Origin of the sequence: Ralstonia sp. 25mfcol4.1 (assembly GCF_900104095.1) — a bacterium.
In the GTDB taxonomy this organism is placed as follows: Bacteria; Pseudomonadota; Gammaproteobacteria; order Burkholderiales; family Burkholderiaceae; genus Cupriavidus.
This window is the reverse complement of the sequence record NZ_FNJO01000014.1, coordinates 80786-99629: the sequence shown is the minus strand read 5'-3', so window position 1 is coordinate 99629 and position 18844 is coordinate 80786. Positions and strand designations below refer to the sequence as shown.

The following is an 18844-nucleotide window of genomic DNA, read 5'->3' as shown; positions in this document are numbered from 1 at the left end:
TAGAAGAACTGACGATGAGTCCCGCTTTCAACGCCTCGCCCAACCAGCTGACGCTGGCACTGTCCAAGGGCCGCATCTTTACCGAAACGCTGCCGCTGCTGGCCGCGGCCGGCATTCAGGTGACCGAGGACCCCGAGACCTCGCGCAAGCTGATCCTGCCGACGTCGGACCCGGCCGTGCGCGTGATCATCGTGCGTGCGTCGGACGTGCCGACCTATGTGCAGTATGGCGCGGCCGACTTCGGCGTGGCCGGCAAGGACGTGCTGATGGAGCACGGCATGACCGGCCTGTACGCGCCGATCGACCTGAACATCGCGCGCTGCCGCATGTCGGTGGCCGTGCCGGCCGGGTTCGACTACGCCAACGCGGTGCGACAGGGTGCGCGCCTGGCCGTGGCCACCAAGTACGTGCAGACCGCACGCGAGCACTTCGCCAAGAAGGGCGTGCACGTGGACCTGATCAAGCTGTACGGATCGATGGAGCTGGGCCCGCTGGTGGGACTGTCCGATGCCATCGTCGACCTGGTCAGCACCGGCGGCACGCTGCGTGCGAACAACCTGGTCGAAGTGGAAGAGATCGTGCAGATCTCGTCGCGCCTGGTGGTCAACCAGGCGGCGCTGAAGCTCAAACGGGAACGGCTGACGCCGATTCTGGAAGCATTCGAACGGGCCTCGGCGGCGCTCGCCTGAGGCACGCACAAGTTGAACCCGACCGGGAATCCGTCAGGGATTCCTCGAGGACAAGCAGTCATGAACGAAACCGATATGGAAAACCTGTCGATCCGCCGGCTCGACTCGACCGAGCCCGGTTTTGCCGATGCCCTGCGCCAGGTGCTGGCGTTCGAGGCGTCGGAAGACGAGGCCATCGATCGCGCCGCTGCCGATATCCTGGCCGATGTGCGCCGCCGTGGCGATGAGGCCGTGCTCGAATACACGCGCCGTTTCGACCGCGTGGAGGCCGCCTCGATGGGCGCGCTGGAGTTGTCGCAATCCCAGCTGGAGGCGGCGCTGGAAGACCTGGAGCCCAAGCGCCGCGCCGCGCTGGAGGCTGCCGCCGCCCGCGTGCGCGCCTACCACGAGAAGCAGAAGATCGAATGCGGCAGCCATAGCTGGGAATACACCGAGGCCGACGGCACGATGCTGGGCCAGAAGGTGACCCCGCTGGACCGCGTGGGCCTGTACGTGCCCGGCGGCAAGGCCGCGTATCCGTCGTCGGTGCTGATGAACGCGATCCCCGCGCGCGTGGCCGGCGTCAAGGAAGTGATCATGGTCGTGCCCACGCCTGGTGGCGTGCGCAACGAACTGGTGCTGGCCGCCGCGCAGATCGCCGGCGTGGACCGCGTGTTCACGATCGGCGGGGCGCAGGCCGTTGGCGCGCTGGCGTTCGGTACTGCCACGCTGCCGCAGGTCGACAAGATCGTCGGCCCGGGCAATGCCTATGTGGCCGCCGCCAAGCGCCGCGTGTTCGGCACGGTCGGCATCGACATGATCGCCGGCCCGTCGGAGATCCTGGTGATCTGCGACGGCACGACCGATCCGGACTGGGTGGCCATGGACCTGTTCTCGCAGGCCGAGCACGACGAGCTGGCGCAGTCGATCCTGCTGTGCCCGGACGAGGCCTACCTGAACCGCGTGGAAGAATGCATCCAGCGCCAGCTGCCGACGATGCCGCGCCGCGAGGTGATCGCCGCCTCGCTGGCCGGACGCGGTGCGCTGGTCAAGGTGCGCGACATGGAAGAAGCCTGCGAGATCGCCAACGCCATCGCGCCGGAGCACCTGGAGATTTCCGCCGAGAATCCGCGGCAGTGGAGCGAGAAGATCCGCCACGCGGGCGCCATCTTCCTGGGCCGCTATACCAGCGAGTCGCTGGGCGACTACTGCGCGGGCCCGAACCACGTGCTGCCCACCTCGCGCACCGCGCGCTTCTCATCGCCGCTGGGCGTGTACGACTTCCAGAAGCGTTCGAGCCTGATCGAGGTCAGCGAGGGCGGGGCGCAGATGCTGGGCCAGATCGCCGCCGAACTGGCCTATGGCGAGGGGCTGCAGGCCCACGCGCGCAGCGCCGAGTACCGATTCAAGCGTTAAGAAATACCTGAAAAGCACGAAACCAGCACGAAACCATAGGACCATCATGTCAGCCGTAGACCCATCCCTGATCGAACGCATCATCCGTGACGACGTGCGCGCCATGGGCGCTTACCATGTCGCCGACTCGCACGGACTGGTGAAGCTCGACGCGATGGAGAATCCGTACCGGCTGCCGCCCGACCTGCGCGCGCAACTGGCCGCGCGGCTGGGCGAGGTGGCCCTGAACCGCTACCCGGTGCCGAGCAGCGAGGCACTGCGCGCGCAGCTCAAGTCGGTCATGAAGGTGCCGGCCGGGATGGACGTGATGCTGGGCAACGGTTCGGACGAACTGATCAGCATCATTTCGCTGGCCGCATCGAAGCCGGGCGCCAAGGTGCTGGCGCCGGTGCCGGGCTTCGTCATGTATGCGATGTCGGCCCAGTTTGCGGGCCTCGGGTTTGTCGGCGTGCCGCTGCGCGCGGATTTCACGCTGGACCGCGCCGCCATGCTGGCCGCGATGGCCGAGCACAAGCCCGCCATCATCTATCTGGCCTACCCGAACAACCCTACCGGCAACCTGTTCGATGCCGCCGACATGGAAGCGATCGTGCGCGCCGCGCAGGGCGAGGTGTGCCAGAGCCTGGTGGTGGTGGACGAGGCCTACCAGCCGTTCGCGCAGGAAAGCTGGATGCCGCGCCTGACCGGGTTCGGCAACCTGCTGGTGATGCGCACGGTGTCGAAGCTGGGCCTCGCCGGTATCCGCCTGGGTTACATGGCGGGGTCGCCGGAATGGCTGTCGCAACTGGACAAGGTGCGGCCGCCGTACAACGTCAACGTACTGACCGAAGCCACCGCGCTGTTCGCGCTGGAACATGTGGATGTGCTGGATGACCAGGCCGCGCAGCTGCGGGCCGAGCGCGCGAAGCTGGCCGACGCCATGGCAGCCATCCCGGGCGTGACGGTCTACCCGAGCGCCGCCAACTTCCTGCTGGTGCGCGTGCCGGATGCGGCACAGACGTTCGAGCGCGTGCTGGCGCGGAAGGTATTGATCAAGAACGTGAGTAAAATGCACGCATTGCTGGCCAACTGTCTGCGCGTGACGGTCAGCACCCCCGAAGAAAACGCGCAGTTTCTTGAGGCATTCCGTGCCTCATTGCAGGATTAACCCCACCATGCGTGTTGCAGAGGTCACCCGCAATACCTCGGAAACGCAGATCCGCGTTTCGCTGAACCTTGATGGCACCGGCCGCCAGAAGCTGGCTTCCGGCGTGCCGTTCCTCGACCACATGCTGGACCAGATTGCCCGGCATGGCATGTTCGACCTGGAGGTCGAGGCCACGGGCGACACCCATATCGACGATCACCATACGGTGGAGGACGTCGGCATTACGCTGGGCCAGGCCGTGGCGCGCGCCATCGGCGACAAGAAGGGCATCACCCGCTACGGCCACAGCTACGTGCCGCTGGACGAATGCCTGTCGCGCGTGGTGATCGACTTCTCGGGCCGTCCGGGGCTGGAATTCCACGTGCCGTTCACGCGCGCCCGGGTGGGCAGCTTCGACGTCGACCTGACGATCGAGTTCTTCCGCGGCTTCGTCAACCACGCCGGAGTGACGCTCCATATCGACAACCTGCGCGGCATCAACGCCCACCACCAGTGCGAAACGGTATTCAAGGCCTTTGGCCGTGCGTTGCGCATGGCGGTGGAGCTGGATCCGCGTGCGGCCAACCAGATTCCATCGACCAAGGGTACGCTCTGACCCATACTGGTGTCTGACCTGAAACACTGACCTGCGCCCCCATATAGCAGGCGAGCCGGCTGGTTGCGGCGACGCTGACAACCCCGACACACCCGCATCCGATGGATACGCTCAAGTCTTTCATCTCGCTGCTGGCGCTGATCAATCCGATCGGGGCGATCCCGTTCTTCATCAGCCTGACCAGCCAGCAGACCGAGACGGAGAAGCTGAAGACGATCAAGACGGCGTCGATTGCCGTGGCGATCGTGGTGGGCCTGTCGGCGTTGCTGGGCCAGCAGATCATCGAGTTCTTCAATATCTCGGTGGCGTCGCTGCAGGTGGGCGGCGGGCTGATCATGATCATGATGGCGATGAACATGCTCAACGCCCAGACCGGCCGGACCAAGGCCACGCCCGAGGAAGAGGACGAGGCGGAGGCCAAGACCAGTATCGCGGTGGTGCCGCTGGCGCTGCCGTTGCTGACCGGACCGGGTTCGATCAGCACCGTGATCGTTTATGCGGGCAAGACGCACCACTGGTACGAGCTGCTGATCCTGGTCGGGATCGGCGTACTGCTGGGGCTGGTGGTGTATGGCACATTCCGTGCGGCGGACCCCATCGCACGGGTGGTTGGCAGGACCGGGATCAATATCGGCACGCGCCTGATGGGGTTGATCCTGTCGGCGCTGGCCGTTGAATTCATTGTGGACGGGCTGAAGACATTGTTGCCTGTTTTGAAATCATGACTACCATAGCAATTGTGGATTACGGCATGGGCAACCTGCGCTCGGTGGCGCAGGCTCTGCGTGCCGCGGCACCGGAAGCGGACGTGCAGGTTGTGGACCGCCCCGAGGCGATCCGCGCGGCCGACCGCGTGGTGCTGCCGGGGCAGGGTGCGATGCCCGACTGCATGGGCGCCCTGGGGGATTCGGGGCTGCAGCAGGCCGTGCTGGAAGCCGCGGCGTCGAAGCCGATGCTGGGTGTGTGCGTTGGCGAACAGATGCTGTTCGAACGCAGCAGTGAAGCCAGGTCGGGGGCGGCCAGCACTCCGGCCCTGGGCCTGATGCCGGGCGAGGTGATCCGCTTTGAACTGGAAGGGATGACGCAGCCGGATGGCTCGCGTTTCAAGGTGCCGCAGATGGGCTGGAACCGCGTGCGGCAGGCACTGGCCCATCCGATGTGGCAGGGCATCCCGGACAACAGCTGGTTTTACTTCGTGCACAGCTATTATGTGCAGGCGCAGGAGCCGGCGCATATTGCCGGCGAGACGGACTATGGCGTCGTGTTTACCAGTGCGGTGGCACGCGATAATATTTTCGCCACGCAGTTCCACCCGGAGAAGAGCGCCGCGATGGGTTTGCAGCTATACCGGAATTTCGTGCACTGGAATCCGTAAAGCGTCAGAAGCACCTGTTACCAGAAGCGCCACAAGATCAACAGCGATACCTGTCGTTCAGAGCCACCGACCCAGACTGCATCCACTGCAAAACTGACATGACCTGAGCGCCCGCGCAGCCGCGCTGGCATCGCTGCCCTTTTCCTTTTACACAACCACCACGCTCGTTACGCTATGTTGCTCATTCCGGCCATCGACCTGAAGGACGGTCAGTGTGTACGCCTCAAACAAGGCGATATGGACCAGGCTACCGTCTTTTCCGAAGATCCCGCCGCCATGGCACGTCACTGGGTGAACCAGGGCGCGCGTCGCCTGCATCTGGTCGACCTGAACGGCGCCTTTGTTGGGAAGCCCCGCAACGAGGCCGCCATCAAGGCCATCATCGCGGAGGTCGGCGACGAGATTCCCGTGCAGCTCGGCGGGGGCATCCGCGACCTGAACACGATCGAGCGCTGGCTCGACGACGGCCTGTCGTACGTGATCATCGGCACCGCCGCCGTGAAGAGCCCCGGATTCCTGAAGGACGCCTGCTCGGCGTTCGGCGGCCACATCATCGTCGGGCTCGACGCCAAGGACGGCAAGGTGGCCACCGATGGCTGGAGCAAGCTGACCGGCCATGAAGTGGCGGATCTGGCACGCAAGTACGAGGACTACGGCGTGGAAGCCATCATCTACACCGATATCGGCCGCGACGGCATGCTGCAGGGCATCAACATCGATGCCACGGTCAAGCTGGCCCAGTCGATGTCGATCCCGGTGATCGCCAGCGGCGGCCTGTCGAACATGGCCGACATCGACCAGCTCTGCGCCGTGGAACACGAAGGCGTGGAAGGCGTGATCTGCGGGCGCGCCATCTATTCCGGCGACCTGGTCTTCGCTGACGCCCAGGCGCACGCGGACAAGCTGACGGCTGAGTAACTGACGGCCGAATCTCGCCGCCAGGCAGGACGCCATAACCAGCCGTGCCCCGGGCGGGCGCGGCAGGCAAGGAATCACATGCTAGCCAAACGTATCATCCCCTGCCTCGACGTGACCAACGGGCGGGTGGTCAAGGGTGTCAACTTCGTCGAACTGCGCGATGCGGGCGACCCTGTTGAAATCGCTCGCCGCTACGACGAGCAGGGTGCCGACGAAATCACATTTCTCGACATCACCGCGACCAGCGACGGCCGCGACCTGATCCTTCATATCATCGAGGCCGTGGCTTCGCAGGTGTTCATCCCGCTGACCGTTGGCGGCGGCGTGCGCGCCGTCGAAGACGTGCGCAGGCTGCTCAATGCCGGGGCGGACAAGATCAGCGTGAATTCGTCCGCCATCGCCAACCCGCAACTGGTTTCAGACGCGACTGGCAAGTACGGCTCGCAGTGCATCGTGGTGGCCATCGATGCCAAGCGCAGTTCGGCACCGGGCGAACCGGCCCGCTGGGAAGTGTTTACCCACGGCGGACGCAAGGCGACCGGCCTGGACGCCGTGGAGTGGGCCCGCGAGATGGCGCGCCGCGGCGCCGGAGAAATCCTGCTGACCAGCATGGACCGTGATGGCACCAAGAGCGGATTCGACCTGGAACTGACGCGCGCGGTCAGCGACGCCGTGCCCGTACCCGTTATTGCATCAGGTGGCGTGGGCGGCCTGCAGGATCTGGCCGACGGCATCAAGCTGGGTCACGCCGATGCGGTGCTGGCCGCCAGCATCTTCCACTACGGGCAGCACACCGTTGGCGAAGCAAAGGCATTCATGGCCCGCGAGGGCATCCCCGTCCGGATCTGATCATGGCAAAGAAGTGGTTGAACAAGGTGAAGTGGGACGACAACGGCCTGGTGCCGGTGATCGTCCAGGAGACGGGCTCCAATGACGTGCTGATGTTCGCGTTCATGAACCGCGAGGCGCTGCAGCGCACGGTTGAGCTGGGCGAGGCCGTGTTCTGGTCGCGTTCGCGCAAGCGCCTCTGGCACAAGGGCGAGGAGTCCGGCCACGTGCAGAAGGTGCACGAAATCCGGCTGGATTGCGACGAGGACGTCGTGCTGCTGAAGGTCACCCAGATCGACAGCATTGCCTGCCATACCGGCCGGCACTCGTGTTTCTTCCAGAAGTTCGAAGGCGACGTCGAGTCGGGCGACTGGCATACCGTCGAACCGGTGCTCAAGGACCCGTCGACGATCTACGCGGCCAAGCCATGAGCCAGGACACGCAAACGACTGGCCTGGCCGACTCGGCAGACGTGCTGGCCCGTGTGGCCGCCACGCTGGAATCGCGCAAGCCCGAAAACGGCGGCGACCCCGACAAATCCTATGTGGCCAGGCTGTTCAGGAAGGGCGACGACGCCATCCTGAAGAAGATTGGCGAGGAAGCCACCGAGACCGTGATGGCGGCCAAGGACGCCCGCGCGGCCGGCCTCGGCGATGAAGCGGTGGGCAAGGTGGTGTACGAAGTGGCCGATCTGTGGTTCCACACGATGGTGCTGCTCTCGCATATCGGCGCCACGCCGGCTGATGTGGTCAACGAACTGGCGCGCCGCGAGGGGCTGTCGGGGCTGGTCGAGAAAGCCAGTCGCAAGGAGTAGCATTGAGCCTACGGCCGCTCCGGAAATTTCCGGGCCCGGCATAACGCGGTGCAACGCTGGAGGGCACGATGGCGACGGACTACACCACGCAGGTGACGACAACCGCTGATGCGGACAAGCTCGACGGATTGCGCAAGCTGACGCACATCCTTTACGCGCTGTATGCAATTCACTGGTTCACGGGCGGCATCACGGCGCTGATCGCGATCATCGTCAACTACGTAAAGCGGGACGACACCCGGGGAACGGTTTATGCCACGCACTTCGCGTGGCAGATTCGCACTTTCTGGTGGTCGATCGTCTGGTACGTGGTGGGCGGCATCATGTTCGCGACAGTGTTGCTGCTCCCGGTGGCAATCGCCGTTTTCTGCATTTTGTCACTGTGGATACTGTATCGTATCGTCAAGGGCTGGCTGTACCTGAACGACCGCAGGCCAATGTATCCGGGCGAGTCGTTCTGAGGCCGGACCGCAGGATCACGATAAAGTGGCAGCGGGACGGCACAATTTCGTGCAGTGTGCTGACAGGCTGCAACAAGAACTTCATGAAATCCCAGGACAATTGCATTTTCTGCAAGATCGTGGCCGGTCAGATCCCGTCCAGCAAGCTGTACGAGGACGACGATATGCTGGCGTTTCACGATATCCATCCCAAAGCGCCGGTACACTTTCTGGTAATTCCGAAATCGCATGTCGATTCGCTGGCGGAATGCGGACCCGGCGATGCGGATGTGCTTGCTAGAATAATGCTCAGGGTGCCTGAACTGGCGCGCCTTGCCGGCTGCAACAACGGGTTCCGTACGGTGATCAACACCGGCACGGACGGCGGACAGGAGGTGTTCCATCTCCATCTCCACGTACTCGGCGGCCCGCGCGACCAGTGGAAGTCACCGGCGTTCTGAACGCGAGTTCGGGACAGCCTGGGCATGAGAAAGGGGCTGGGACAGCGATGTCCCGGCCAGATGTTGCGTCGGGTACCGTCGCCCCGACGCGGCCTTTGAAGGACGGAACTACGGGGCCGGGCGATCATATTCCGATGCCCGCGGCTTTATCAGGAGCAAGAAATGGGTTCGTTTAGCATTTGGCACTGGCTGATCGTGCTGGTGATCGTCATGCTCGTCTTCGGTACCAAGAAGCTGCGCAATATCGGCCAGGATCTGGGTGGCGCGGTGAAGGGCTTCAAGGATGGCATGAAGGACGGCAACGCCGAGGAACCTGGCGCCAAGCCAGCCGCGGCCAAGGAACTGCGCGACACCACCACGATCGACGTGGAAGCCAAGGAAAAGCAGCGCCAGGAATAATCCGCCGGCCGATTTTTCCTTGTCAGTCATCCTCCCGGCGGCCGCGCACGGCGCGGCCTGCCTGTCCTGTGTCTCAGTCCCGGTTTTCGCATGATCGATCTCGGCATTTCCAAGCTGGCACTGATCGGCGCCGTGGCGCTGATCGTGATCGGCCCCGAGCGTCTGCCGAAGGTGGCGCGCACGGTCGGCGCCCTGGTCGGTCGCGCACAACGCTATATCAATGACGTAAAGGCCGAGGTCAGCCGCGAGGTGGAACTCGAGGAACTGCGCAAGATGCGCACGGAATTCGAGAACGCCGCGCGCGACGTCGAGCAGACCATCCACAAGGAAGTCAACGAACACACCCAGGCGCTGAACGAGGCACTGGGCGGTGTCGAGGCTTCCGGCACGGCGGAATCCGACGCAAGCGGCGTCAGCGCCGGCTACGTGCCCAGCTGGGACAGCGCGCACAAATCCCATAACGGCCGCAAGAGCTGGCGCGTCAAGCAGGGCGCCCGGCCGATCTGGTTCAAGCGCCAGCAGAACGTGCGCGTGTGGGTGCAATCAGGCGCCGCCCGCGTCAAGCGTCATCGCCCGGCCAGCGGCCGTAACCGTTCCTTCTTCGAGTAAGCATGGCGGGCACCCAAGACCCCAACGACTCCCACGATCCCGACGGCGAGTCCCAGCAAGAGACTTTCATTTCCCACCTGATCGAGTTGCGCGAGCGGCTGGTGAAGGCGGTAGCCGGGGTCATCATCGTCTTTCTCGGCCTGGTCTACTGGGCGGCGGAGATTTTCAACCTGTTCTCCGCACCGCTCACGCAGTCGCTGCCCAAGAACGGCCGCATGATCGTGACCGATGTCACCGGTTCGTTCTTCGTGCCGATGAAGGTCACGATGCTGGTGTCGTTCCTCATCGCGCTGCCGTGGGTGCTCTACCAGATCTGGCGTTTCGTCGCGCCGGGCCTGTACCAGCATGAGAAAAAGCTGATCCTGCCGCTGGTGAGCAGTAGCTACGTGCTGTTCCTGTGCGGCGTGGCCTTCGCGTACTTCCTGGTGTTCCCGACGGTGTTCCACTTCATGGCGCACTACAACGCGCCACTCGGGGCCGAGATGTCGACCGACATCGACAAGTACCTGAGCTTTGCCATGACGACCTTCCTGGCATTCGGCATCACGTTCGAGGTGCCGGTGGTGGTGATCGTGCTGGTGAAGTTTGGCGTGGTGGAACTGGAAAAACTCAAGCAGATCCGCCCGTACGTGATTGTTGGCGCATTCATCATCGCCGCCGTGGTCACGCCGCCTGATGTGATGTCACAACTGTTGCTGGCCGTACCGCTGGTCGCCCTGTACGAACTGGGCCTGCTGATGGCTCGTTTTGTGACAAAACAGCCCCTCGGCGCCTCTGCCGAAGGCGAAGCGCAAGCAGATTGAGTTCCCCGAGAGATGTTAACGGCCTGTATCCCGGTGGGCTGAATGCGCTGTTTTGCACCAAAGTGGTGAAATCCTCCCTGTTTGCTGTTGCTTCGTCACAACAAGACGCGTCGGTAAACCGTGTTTACGGCGAAAAAGACTTCTGACGCGCTGGGGGGGTGACACATAATACGACGCAGACGTGAAGGTTAATGCGTCGCCCAAGCACTTGGGCAACCAAGATTTCCCAATCAGTTGACAAGGAAAGTGTCGATATGAAGATGAAACTGTTTGCAGCTGCCGTTGCCGCTCTGGCCGCCGGCGGTGCCTATGCCCAGTCGAGCGTGACCCTGTACGGTGTGGTTGACGCTGGTATTGAGTACCAGAACCACCAGCCGAACCAACTCGGCCAAACCGGTAGCCACGACGTAGTCCGTCTGAACTCGGGCAACATGTCCGGCAGCCGTTGGGGCCTGCGTGGCGTGGAAGACCTGGGCGGCGGCCTGAAGGGCGTGTTCGTCCTGGAAAGCGGTTTCAGCGTTGACACCGGTACGTCGGGGCAAGGTAACCGCCTGTTCGGTCGCCAAGCCTTCGTTGGTGTGCAAAGCCAGTTCGGCACGCTGACCCTGGGTCGCCACCAAACGCCGTTCTATGACTTCGGTCTGGCCTTCGACCCGATGGCAATCTCGTCGAACTACTCGATCACCTCGCAAGGTACCGAGTTCCAGTCGCGCGCCGACAACTCGATCAAGTACACCGGCACGTTCGGTGGCCTGACCGCCTCGCTGCTGTACAGCCAAGGTTCGAACACCGGCGGCACCGCTTCGACGGTTGGTACGACCCTGTACCAAGGTACCGGTGGCGAATTCCCGGGTTCGTACAAGACGGGCCGTGAGTACAGCGCAAGTCTGATTTACAACGGTGGCCCGTTCTCGATCGGTGCCGTGTTTGACGAAACCAACATCGGCGCGAACCCGTACACGACGGCTCTCGGCGATGCCAAGATTCAACGTGCTTCGGTTGCAGGTACGTACGCATTCGGCCCGGCCAAGGTGTTCGCTGGCTACCGTTACGCTCACGCTCTGAATGGCGCTGTTCTGCCGGGCGGCGTGAACACGCTGAACACCACGGTCGCCAGCGTTTCGAATCTGTACTGGCTGGGTGCTGGCTACCAACTGACGCCGGCTCTGTCGCTGACCGGCGCAGCTTACTACCAGGACTTCCGCAACACCGGTGCTGATCCGTGGAGCTTCGTGGTGTCGACGGACTACGCTTTCTCGAAGCGTACCGACGCATACTTCAACGTTGCCTACGCAAAGAACAAGGACGGCTCGACCCTGGGTCTGTCGGGTACCGGCGCAGCAGGTTCGGGCTTCGGCGCGACCCGCGGCTCGTCGAACCAGTTCGGCGCTGTGGTTGGTGTTCGCCACAAGTTCTAATTTGACGCGGGTGTAAGCCCGCTTCAGATTCGGCTTGATCAAAACGCCGGCATCCGCAAGGATGCCGGCGTTTTGTTATTGGTGTGACGCATAGGGCCGCGCGTCACGGCTCTCGCCTTCCGTACTGGTCCCTGGCTGGCGAGGATGAAATGCGGAGTGGGCCGAAATGGTGACGCGGGACGCCCCGCATCACAAGGGACGCGCTCGGCGTCAGCCGTGGCTGATCGTTCCCGATGGCATTTGTACAGCATTGGGCGGGAGGGAAGATCCGCGCGCAATTCGGTCTCGTGTTGCGTTCCTGTCCTGCGCCGTTGTCGCAGGCCTCCTTCCAGAGGGTGCACAGCTGGTGCGAGGCGAGATCGATTGCCGCGACCGTGGTCGCATCATCGGTTCGCAGCCCATATTGCAGGTCGTATCAATTACCGGCAGGCACCTGCCAGAATACAAAAAAGCCCCGGCCATCACTGGCAGGGGCTTTTGCAATGAAGCTGTAACGCTATGGTTCGGCTGACCGTCAGCCAGCCGAAGGGCGGCTGCGAAGCCGCCTGCAAACCATCACTCTTCCTCGTCCAGCGGCATGGCGCGGCGCGGCGGAGGCGGGCGCTTGCCGATCATCACGGCGAGTTCGGCAGGCTTGCCGCGGCGAATGACCTTCATCTTCACTTCGGCGCCGGGCTTGAGCTGGGCGATGGCATTGAGTAGCGCCGTCGTATCGGAAATCACCTGGTTGTCGACCGATACCAGTACGTCGCCGGGCTTCACGCCGGCCTTGTCGGCCGGGCCGCCCTGGACCACTGCGGCGATCAGCGCGCCTTCCTTCGCGTCCAGGCCAAACGACTCGGCGATCTCCGGGGTCAGGTCCTGGGGCTCCACGCCTATCCAGCCGCGCGTCACGCTGCCGGTCGAAATGATCGACTCCATCACCTGCTTGGCCGTCGAGACGGGGATAGCGAAACCGATACCCAGCGAACCGCCGGAGCGCGAATAGATGGCAGTGTTGATGCCCAGCAGGTTGCCCTGGGCATCCACCAGCGCGCCGCCCGAGTTGCCGGGGTTGATCGCCGCGTCGGTCTGGATGAAGTTCTCGAACGTATTGATGCCCAGGTGGCTGCGTCCCAGCGCCGAGACGATACCCATCGTCACCGTCTGGCCCACGCCGAACGGATTGCCGATGGCCAGCACCACATCGCCCACCTTCACGTTCTCGATGCGCCCCAGCGTAATGGCTGGCAGATCCTTGAGCGTGATCTTGAGGACGGCCAGATCGGTCTCGGGATCGGAGCCCACGACCTTGGCGTTAGCCTTGCGGCCGTCGGTCAGCGCCACCTCGATTTCATCGGCGCCATCCACCACATGGTGGTTGGTTAGAATGTAACCCTCGGCGCTGACGATCACGCCCGAACCCAGGCTGGACACGGGCTCCTGGCGTTCCGGCAGCCGGTCGCCAAAGAAGAACCGGAACCACGGATCTTCCGCCTGCGGATTGGGCGACCGTTTCGTGCCGTTCTTGCTGGTGAAAATGTTGACCACCGCGGGCATGGCTTCCTTGGCGGCATCGCTATAGGAACCCTGGGCTGCGGAGCCAGCCACGCTTGGCACGACTTCCTTCAGTGCCACGATAGGCGACCCCGACTGCACGGCCACCCGACCGCGTTGCAGCCACTCGGGTTTGAGCGTGGCTATCACAAACCACACGGCCAGCACGACCGTGACGGCCTGAGCGAAGAACAGCCAGAATCGGCGCAACATATCGGAGTTTTGACCAGAAAATGAAAACCAAAGAGCTGGAATTGTACTTGAACGACCTGCTGGAAGTTTCCCGCTTCAAGGACTATTGCCCGAATGGGCTCCAAGTGCAAGGTCGCCCGGAAGTCACCCACGTCGTCACTGGCGTCACCGCGAGCCTGGCGCTGATCGACGCGGCCATCGAAGCCGGTGCCGACGCCATCCTGGTGCATCACGGCTACTTCTGGAAGAACGAAGATGCACGTGTCATCGGTCAAAAACACGCACGATTGAAGAAACTGCTGGCGGCCGACATCAACCTGTTGGCGTTCCACCTACCGCTGGATAATCACGCGGAACTGGGCAACAACGCGCAACTGGGCCTGCAACTGGGCATCGCACCCAACGGTCGTTTCAGCGACGACCAACTCGGCTGGACGGGCACGTTGCCACAGCCGATGCCGCTGCACGCCTTCGCCGCCCACGTGGGTGGCGTGCTCGATCGCGAACCGCTCACCCTTGGCGATCCGGATCAGATGGTTCGCAGCGTGGGCTGGTGCACCGGCGGCGCGCAGGGGTATTTCGCGGCGGCCGTCGCGGCGGGCGTCGATGTTTACCTGAGCGGGGAAGTGTCGGAGCCCACCACGCATCTGGCGCGAGAGAGCGGGGTAGCCTATATCGCGGCGGGCCACCACGCCACGGAGCGATATGGCATCCGGGCCGTGGGCGAACATCTGGCGCAACGCTTCGACCTGCGCCACACCTTCATCGATATTCCGAACCCGGTCTGAGCAGCCAGGCCCGGAATTTTCAGCCAGCCAGATCCGGCGCGATCAGGCGCGCGGGGCCTTCAGGCTGTCGCGAATTTCGCGCAGCAGCTTGATGTCCTCGGGCGTTTCGGCCGGCTTCGGGGCTTCCTGCTCCTTCTCGCGCATCTTGTTGAACGCCCGGACCATCAGGAAAATGATGAACGCGAGGATGACAAAGTTGACCACAATGGTCAGGAAATTGCCGTAGGCGAACACCGGCACGCCGGCCTTCTTCAATGCATCGAGGGTGTGCGGCACACCCGGCGGCGGCTCGGCCAGCATGATGAACATGTTGGAAAAATCGAGCTTGCCCAGGACGCGGCCCACCAGCGGCATGATCAGGTCGTTGACGACAGAATCGACGATCTTCCCGAACGCAGCGCCGATGATCACACCCACAGCCAGATCGATCACGTTGCCGCGCATCGCGAAAGTTCGAAACTCGCTCATCATTCCCATCGGTTTTTCTCCAATTTGTTGTTCCAGATTAACGTTTGTATTTGACAAAGCCTGCATCATCGCAACCTCGAGTGCAAGTCTGGATGCCGCATTAGAACGCTCTGTGCTGCGATCCCACATCCGATCCCATGAACGATTATCGGCGCCACGGCTATCAGTAGTTCGCCTATCGTCGCCAGATGTGCCTCAGGTATAATTTTTTGTTGACGCAGGATTCAATTGATGACATCCCCTGGGGTTTGGAATGAGTGACCAGCAAGACGTGAAGAACGTAGACAAAGGTCGCCGCAATTGGTTGATCGCGACATCTGTCGCGGGCGGCGTAGGAGGCGTTGCAGTAGCAGTACCGTTCGTCAGCACCTTTGCCCCGTCGGAAAAGGCCAAGGCCGCCGGGGCGCCCGTCGAAGCCGACGTGGGCGGCCTGAAACCCGGCGAAATGATGACGGTTGAATGGCGCGGCAAACCGGTCTGGATCCTGCGCCGTACCCCCGAAATGCTTGCCTCGCTCAAGAAGACCGACGCAGAGGTCGCGGATCCCGGTTCGGACGTTCCCTTCACCATGAAGACGCCGGACTATTGCAAGAACGAGACCCGCTCGCGCGCCGAACACAAGGACCTGCTGGTCGTGGTCGGCATCTGCTCCCATCTTGGCTGTTCTCCCTCGGGCCCGTTCGCCTCTGGCGCCAACCCGCAGCTTGGCGCGGACCCCGGCTTCCTGTGTCCCTGCCACGGTTCCACCTTCGATCTGGCAGGCCGCGTGTTCAAGAACAAGCCTGCCCCGCAGAATCTTGACGTACCCCCGTACCAGTTCCTGTCCGACACCAAGATCGTGATCGGCAAGGACGAGAAAGGAGAAGCGTGATCATGGCGGCCGAAAAAGAAGTCAAGACTACCGGGCTGCTGGGCTGGATCGACGCCCGTTTCCCCGCAACCCAGCTTTGGGAAGACCACCTCTCCAAGTATTACGCACCGAAGAACTTCAACTTCTGGTACTTCTTCGGATCGCTGGCGCTGCTGGTGCTGGTCATCCAGATCGTCACCGGCATCTTCCTGGTGATGAACTACAAGCCGGACGGCACGCTCAACGCGGCCGGCATTCCCGTGGCGTTCGCCAGCGTGGAATTCATCATGCGCGAGGTCCCGTGGGGCTGGCTGGTGCGCTACATGCATTCCACGGGCGCCTCGGCGTTCTTCGTCGTGGTGTACCTGCACATGTTCCGCGGGCTGCTGTACGGCTCGTACCGCAAGCCGCGCGAGCTGGTCTGGATTTTCGGCTGCCTGATCTTCCTGTGCCTGATGGCCGAAGCGTTCATGGGCTACCTGCTGCCGTGGGGCCAGATGTCGTACTGGGGCGCGCAGGTGATCGTGAACCTGTTCTCGGCGATCCCGGTGATCGGCCAGGACCTGTCGCTGTTCATCCGTGGTGACTACGTGGTGAGCGATGCCACGCTGAACCGCTTCTTCTCGTTCCACGTCATTGCAGTGCCGCTGGTGCTGCTGGGCCTGGTGGTGGCGCACATCATCGCGCTGCACGAAGTCGGTTCGAACAACCCGGACGGCGTGGAAATCAAGGCCAAGAAGGACGAAAACGGCATCCCGCTGGATGGCATCCCGTTCCATCCGTACTACTCGGTGCACGATCTGCTGGGCGTGACCGGCTTCCTGATCATTTTCTCGGCCGTGATCTTCTTTTTCCCGGAAGTCGGCGGCTACTTCCTGGAAGCCAACAACTTCTTCCCGGCCGACCCGCTGAAGACGCCGCCGCACATCGCGCCGGTGTGGTACTTCACGCCGTTCTACTCGATGCTGCGCGCCACGACGTCGAACTTCCTGCCGATCCTGTGGCTGTTCTTCGCGGTCGTGCTGGGCATGGTGTTCCTGCGCACGAAGGATGCACGCATCCGCATCGGCTCGATCGCCGTGCTGGTGGTGCTGGCCGTGGGCTTCTATTTCATCGACGCCAAGTTCTGGGGCGTGCTGGTGATGGGCGGCTCGGTCATCGTGCTGTTCTTCATGCCGTGGCTCGACTGCTCGCCGGTCAAGTCCATCCGCTATCGTCCCGCTTTCCACAAGTCGATCCTGATCGTCTTCGTGGTGGTGTTCCTGGTCCTCGGCTACCTCGGCGTGCAACCGCCGTCGCCGGTGGGCGAGAAGGTGTCGCAGCTTGGTACGCTGCTGTACTTCGCCTTCTTCCTGACCATGCCGCTGTGGAGCCGTGCCGGCACGTTCAAGCCGGTGCCGGAGCGCGTCACGTTCCATCCGCACTAAGACGCTGCGCGACCCTACAAGAGGACAAGGACACAAGATGAAAAAGTTGCTTTCGATCTTCGCACTGGTCGGCGCATGCCTTGCCGCGCTGCCCGCGATGGCCTCAGAAGGCGGTTATCCGCTGGAACCGGCTCCGCTGGACACGAGCGACGTGTCGTCGCTGCAGCGTGGCGCCAAGCTGTTCGTCAACTATTGCCTGAACTGCCACGGCGCGTCGATGATGCGCTACAACCGGCTCAAGGACCTGGACCTGACGGACGACCAGATCCGCCAGAACCTGCTGTTCTCGGCCGACAAGGTTGGCGAAACGATGACGATCGCCATGCCCCCGAAGGATGCCAAGGCCTTCTTCGGTGCCATCCCGCCGGACCTGTCGGTCATCGCCCGCGCACGCGGCAACGACTGGCTCTACACCTACCTGCGCACCTTCTACCGCGACGACGCGCGCGCCACGGGCTGGAACAACCTGGTCTTCCCGAGCGTGGGCATGCCGCACGTGCTGTGGGAACTGCAGGGCCAGCGCGCGCCCAAGTACGCCGAGGTGGAAGAGCACGGCGAAAAGGTGCACAAGCTGGCCGGATGGGAGCAGATCACCCCGGGCAAGATGAGCACGCAGGAATACGATCAGGCCGTGGCTGACCTGGTGAATTACCTGAACTGGATGGCCGAACCGGCCCAAAGCCACCGCAAACGCCTGGGCGTCTGGGTGCTGCTGTTCCTGGGGGTGCTGACGGTGTTCGCCTGGCGCCTGAACGCCGCGTACTGGAAGGACGTCAAGTAAGCCCGCCGTGGCGCGAAGGCCGGCAGTTGTAACGAAATATGTAACAACGCATGACTCGCCCCCGGAAGGGCCGGCGCGGAAGTTGCAGCAGTGCAGCACCGCGCCGGCCCTTTCGTTTTGCGCTATCCGGGCAGAAAGCGCCGCGAAAGACACCTGCCGGAGAGGTCGGCTATTTGTAACTAATTTGCTTTTCGATGGGCCGTTCTGACAGAATGTTTGCCCTGTCCAGACCTAGCACCGCCAAGTTCGTCAAATTTCCATAGATTTGGCGCACTTCACACCCAAGGAATTCAACCATGATGGTGTTGTATTCGGGTACCACTTGCCCGTTTTCCCAACGTTGCCGCCTCGTCCTGTTCGAAAAGGGCATGGACTTCGAGATCCGCGACGTTGACCTGTTCAACAAGCCGGAAGACATTTCGGTCATGAACCCGTACGGCCAGGTGCCGATCCTCGTCGAGCGCGACCTGATCCTGTACGAATCGAACATCATCAACGAGTACATCGACGAGCGGTTCCCGCACCCGCAGCTGATGCCGGCCGACCCGGTGCAGCGCGCGCGCGCCCGCCTGTTCCTGTTCAACTTCGAAAAGGAACTGTTCACCCACGTCTACGTGCTGGAGAACGAAAAGGGCAAGGCCGCCGAGAAGAACCACGAGCGTGCCCGCGCCGCCATCCGCGACCGCCTGACGCAGCTTGCGCCGATCTTCGTCAAGAACAAGTACATGCTGGGCGAAGAGTTCTCGATGCTCGACGTGGCCATCGCCCCGCTGCTGTGGCGCCTGGACCATTACGGCATCGAACTGTCGAAGAACGCCGCGCCGCTGCTGAAGTACGCGGAACGCATCTTCAGCCGCCCGGCCTACATCGAAGCACTGACCCCCTCTGAAAAGGTCATGCGTCGCTAAGAC

At 62.8% G+C, this 18844-nt stretch carries 23 protein-coding genes; 21 read left to right on the top strand and 2 right to left on the bottom strand.

Features of this window, described 5'->3' with window-relative positions; translation table 11 throughout:
• The first annotated feature begins 14 nt into the window (after nucleotides 1-14).
• From hisG to BLQ58_RS22175, 16 genes are all read left to right on the top strand, one after another.
• Nucleotides 15-689 carry an ATP phosphoribosyltransferase gene (gene hisG, locus BLQ58_RS22250; RefSeq protein WP_092602115.1) on the top strand — a complete coding sequence of 225 codons (675 nt, stop codon included), beginning with the start codon at nucleotides 15-17 and terminating at the stop codon, nucleotides 687-689.
• A gap of 60 nt (nucleotides 690-749) precedes the next feature.
• Nucleotides 750-2084, top strand: a complete 1335-nt coding sequence (hisD, locus tag BLQ58_RS22245; protein WP_092602113.1) for a histidinol dehydrogenase — start codon at nucleotides 750-752, stop codon at nucleotides 2082-2084.
• A 46-nt stretch (nucleotides 2085-2130) separates the two neighbouring features.
• The gene (hisC, locus tag BLQ58_RS22240) at nucleotides 2131-3231 is read left to right on the top strand and encodes a histidinol-phosphate transaminase (protein WP_092602111.1); all 1101 of its coding nucleotides are present in this window, start codon (nucleotides 2131-2133) and stop codon (nucleotides 3229-3231) included.
• A gap of 7 nt (nucleotides 3232-3238) precedes the next feature.
• The gene (gene hisB / locus BLQ58_RS22235; RefSeq protein WP_066731163.1) at nucleotides 3239-3826 is read left to right on the top strand and encodes an imidazoleglycerol-phosphate dehydratase HisB; all 588 of its coding nucleotides are present in this window, start codon (nucleotides 3239-3241) and stop codon (nucleotides 3824-3826) included.
• A gap of 101 nt (nucleotides 3827-3927) precedes the next feature.
• Nucleotides 3928-4551, top strand: a complete 624-nt coding sequence (locus tag BLQ58_RS22230; protein ID WP_092602109.1) for a YchE family NAAT transporter — start codon at nucleotides 3928-3930, stop codon at nucleotides 4549-4551.
• On the top strand, nucleotides 4548-5201 hold the full coding sequence (hisH, locus tag BLQ58_RS22225; RefSeq protein ID WP_175459969.1) for an imidazole glycerol phosphate synthase subunit HisH: 654 nt from the start codon (nucleotides 4548-4550) through the stop codon (nucleotides 5199-5201). The genes BLQ58_RS22230 and hisH overlap by 4 nt, the downstream gene beginning before the upstream one ends.
• 174 nt (nucleotides 5202-5375) lie before the next feature.
• Entirely contained in the window at nucleotides 5376-6119 is a 744-nt protein-coding gene (hisA, locus tag BLQ58_RS22220; RefSeq protein ID WP_092602105.1) for a 1-(5-phosphoribosyl)-5-[(5-phosphoribosylamino)methylideneamino]imidazole-4-carboxamide isomerase, read from the top strand.
• Between the two features lie 78 nt (nucleotides 6120-6197).
• The gene (gene hisF / locus BLQ58_RS22215) at nucleotides 6198-6968 is read left to right on the top strand and encodes an imidazole glycerol phosphate synthase subunit HisF (RefSeq protein WP_066731152.1); all 771 of its coding nucleotides are present in this window, start codon (nucleotides 6198-6200) and stop codon (nucleotides 6966-6968) included.
• A 2-nt stretch (nucleotides 6969-6970) separates the two neighbouring features.
• Nucleotides 6971-7378, top strand: a complete 408-nt coding sequence (gene hisI / locus BLQ58_RS22210; RefSeq protein WP_092602103.1) for a phosphoribosyl-AMP cyclohydrolase — start codon at nucleotides 6971-6973, stop codon at nucleotides 7376-7378.
• A gap of 23 nt (nucleotides 7379-7401) precedes the next feature.
• The gene (locus BLQ58_RS22205; protein ID WP_175459971.1) at nucleotides 7402-7761 is read left to right on the top strand and encodes a phosphoribosyl-ATP diphosphatase; all 360 of its coding nucleotides are present in this window, start codon (nucleotides 7402-7404) and stop codon (nucleotides 7759-7761) included.
• A 68-nt stretch (nucleotides 7762-7829) separates the two neighbouring features.
• On the top strand, nucleotides 7830-8222 hold the full coding sequence (locus BLQ58_RS22200) for a DUF4870 family protein (protein ID WP_092602099.1): 393 nt from the start codon (nucleotides 7830-7832) through the stop codon (nucleotides 8220-8222).
• Nucleotides 8223-8305: 83 nt separating this feature from the next.
• The gene (locus BLQ58_RS22195) at nucleotides 8306-8662 is read left to right on the top strand and encodes a histidine triad nucleotide-binding protein (protein WP_092602218.1); all 357 of its coding nucleotides are present in this window, start codon (nucleotides 8306-8308) and stop codon (nucleotides 8660-8662) included.
• Between the two features lie 162 nt (nucleotides 8663-8824).
• Nucleotides 8825-9061 (top strand): Sec-independent protein translocase subunit TatA, encoded by a 237-nt coding sequence (gene tatA, locus BLQ58_RS22190; protein ID WP_066731139.1) that lies wholly within the window; start codon nucleotides 8825-8827, stop codon nucleotides 9059-9061.
• 90 nt (nucleotides 9062-9151) lie between these two features.
• A complete protein-coding gene (tatB, locus tag BLQ58_RS22185) occupies nucleotides 9152-9670 on the top strand; it encodes a Sec-independent protein translocase protein TatB (protein ID WP_092602097.1) in 519 nt (172 codons plus the stop codon).
• A gap of 2 nt (nucleotides 9671-9672) precedes the next feature.
• Nucleotides 9673-10473, top strand: coding sequence for a twin-arginine translocase subunit TatC (gene tatC / locus BLQ58_RS22180; RefSeq protein ID WP_092602095.1), 801 nt, complete (start codon nucleotides 9673-9675; stop codon nucleotides 10471-10473).
• 254 nt (nucleotides 10474-10727) lie between these two features.
• On the top strand, nucleotides 10728-11891 hold the full coding sequence (locus BLQ58_RS22175; RefSeq protein WP_092602093.1) for a porin: 1164 nt from the start codon (nucleotides 10728-10730) through the stop codon (nucleotides 11889-11891).
• A 555-nt stretch (nucleotides 11892-12446) separates the two neighbouring features.
• Here the strand turns inward: BLQ58_RS22175 and BLQ58_RS22170 are convergent.
• A complete protein-coding gene (locus tag BLQ58_RS22170) occupies nucleotides 12447-13640 on the bottom strand; it encodes a Do family serine endopeptidase (RefSeq protein WP_092602091.1) in 1194 nt (397 codons plus the stop codon).
• Between the two features lie 20 nt (nucleotides 13641-13660).
• Between BLQ58_RS22170 and BLQ58_RS22165 the strand changes: the two genes are divergently transcribed.
• Complete coding sequence (locus BLQ58_RS22165) at nucleotides 13661-14407, top strand: Nif3-like dinuclear metal center hexameric protein (RefSeq protein WP_092602089.1); 747 nt, start codon at nucleotides 13661-13663, stop codon at nucleotides 14405-14407.
• A gap of 42 nt (nucleotides 14408-14449) precedes the next feature.
• Here BLQ58_RS22165 and mscL read toward each other — a convergent pair whose 3' ends face one another.
• Complete coding sequence (gene mscL, locus BLQ58_RS22160) at nucleotides 14450-14884, bottom strand: large conductance mechanosensitive channel protein MscL (RefSeq protein ID WP_092602087.1); 435 nt, start codon at nucleotides 14882-14884, stop codon at nucleotides 14450-14452.
• A gap of 244 nt (nucleotides 14885-15128) precedes the next feature.
• Between mscL and petA the strand changes: the two genes are divergently transcribed.
• From petA to BLQ58_RS22140, 4 genes are all read left to right on the top strand, one after another.
• Nucleotides 15129-15746: a ubiquinol-cytochrome c reductase iron-sulfur subunit gene (gene petA, locus BLQ58_RS22155; protein ID WP_092602085.1), complete on the top strand. Its 618-nt coding sequence runs from the start codon at nucleotides 15129-15131 to the stop codon at nucleotides 15744-15746.
• Between the two features lie 2 nt (nucleotides 15747-15748).
• Complete coding sequence (locus BLQ58_RS22150) at nucleotides 15749-17152, top strand: cytochrome b (protein WP_092602083.1); 1404 nt, start codon at nucleotides 15749-15751, stop codon at nucleotides 17150-17152.
• A gap of 37 nt (nucleotides 17153-17189) precedes the next feature.
• Complete coding sequence (locus tag BLQ58_RS22145) at nucleotides 17190-17933, top strand: cytochrome c1 (protein ID WP_092602081.1); 744 nt, start codon at nucleotides 17190-17192, stop codon at nucleotides 17931-17933.
• Between the two features lie 296 nt (nucleotides 17934-18229).
• Complete coding sequence (locus tag BLQ58_RS22140; protein WP_008643086.1) at nucleotides 18230-18841, top strand: glutathione S-transferase N-terminal domain-containing protein; 612 nt, start codon at nucleotides 18230-18232, stop codon at nucleotides 18839-18841.
• Nucleotides 18842-18844: the final 3 nt, after the last annotated feature.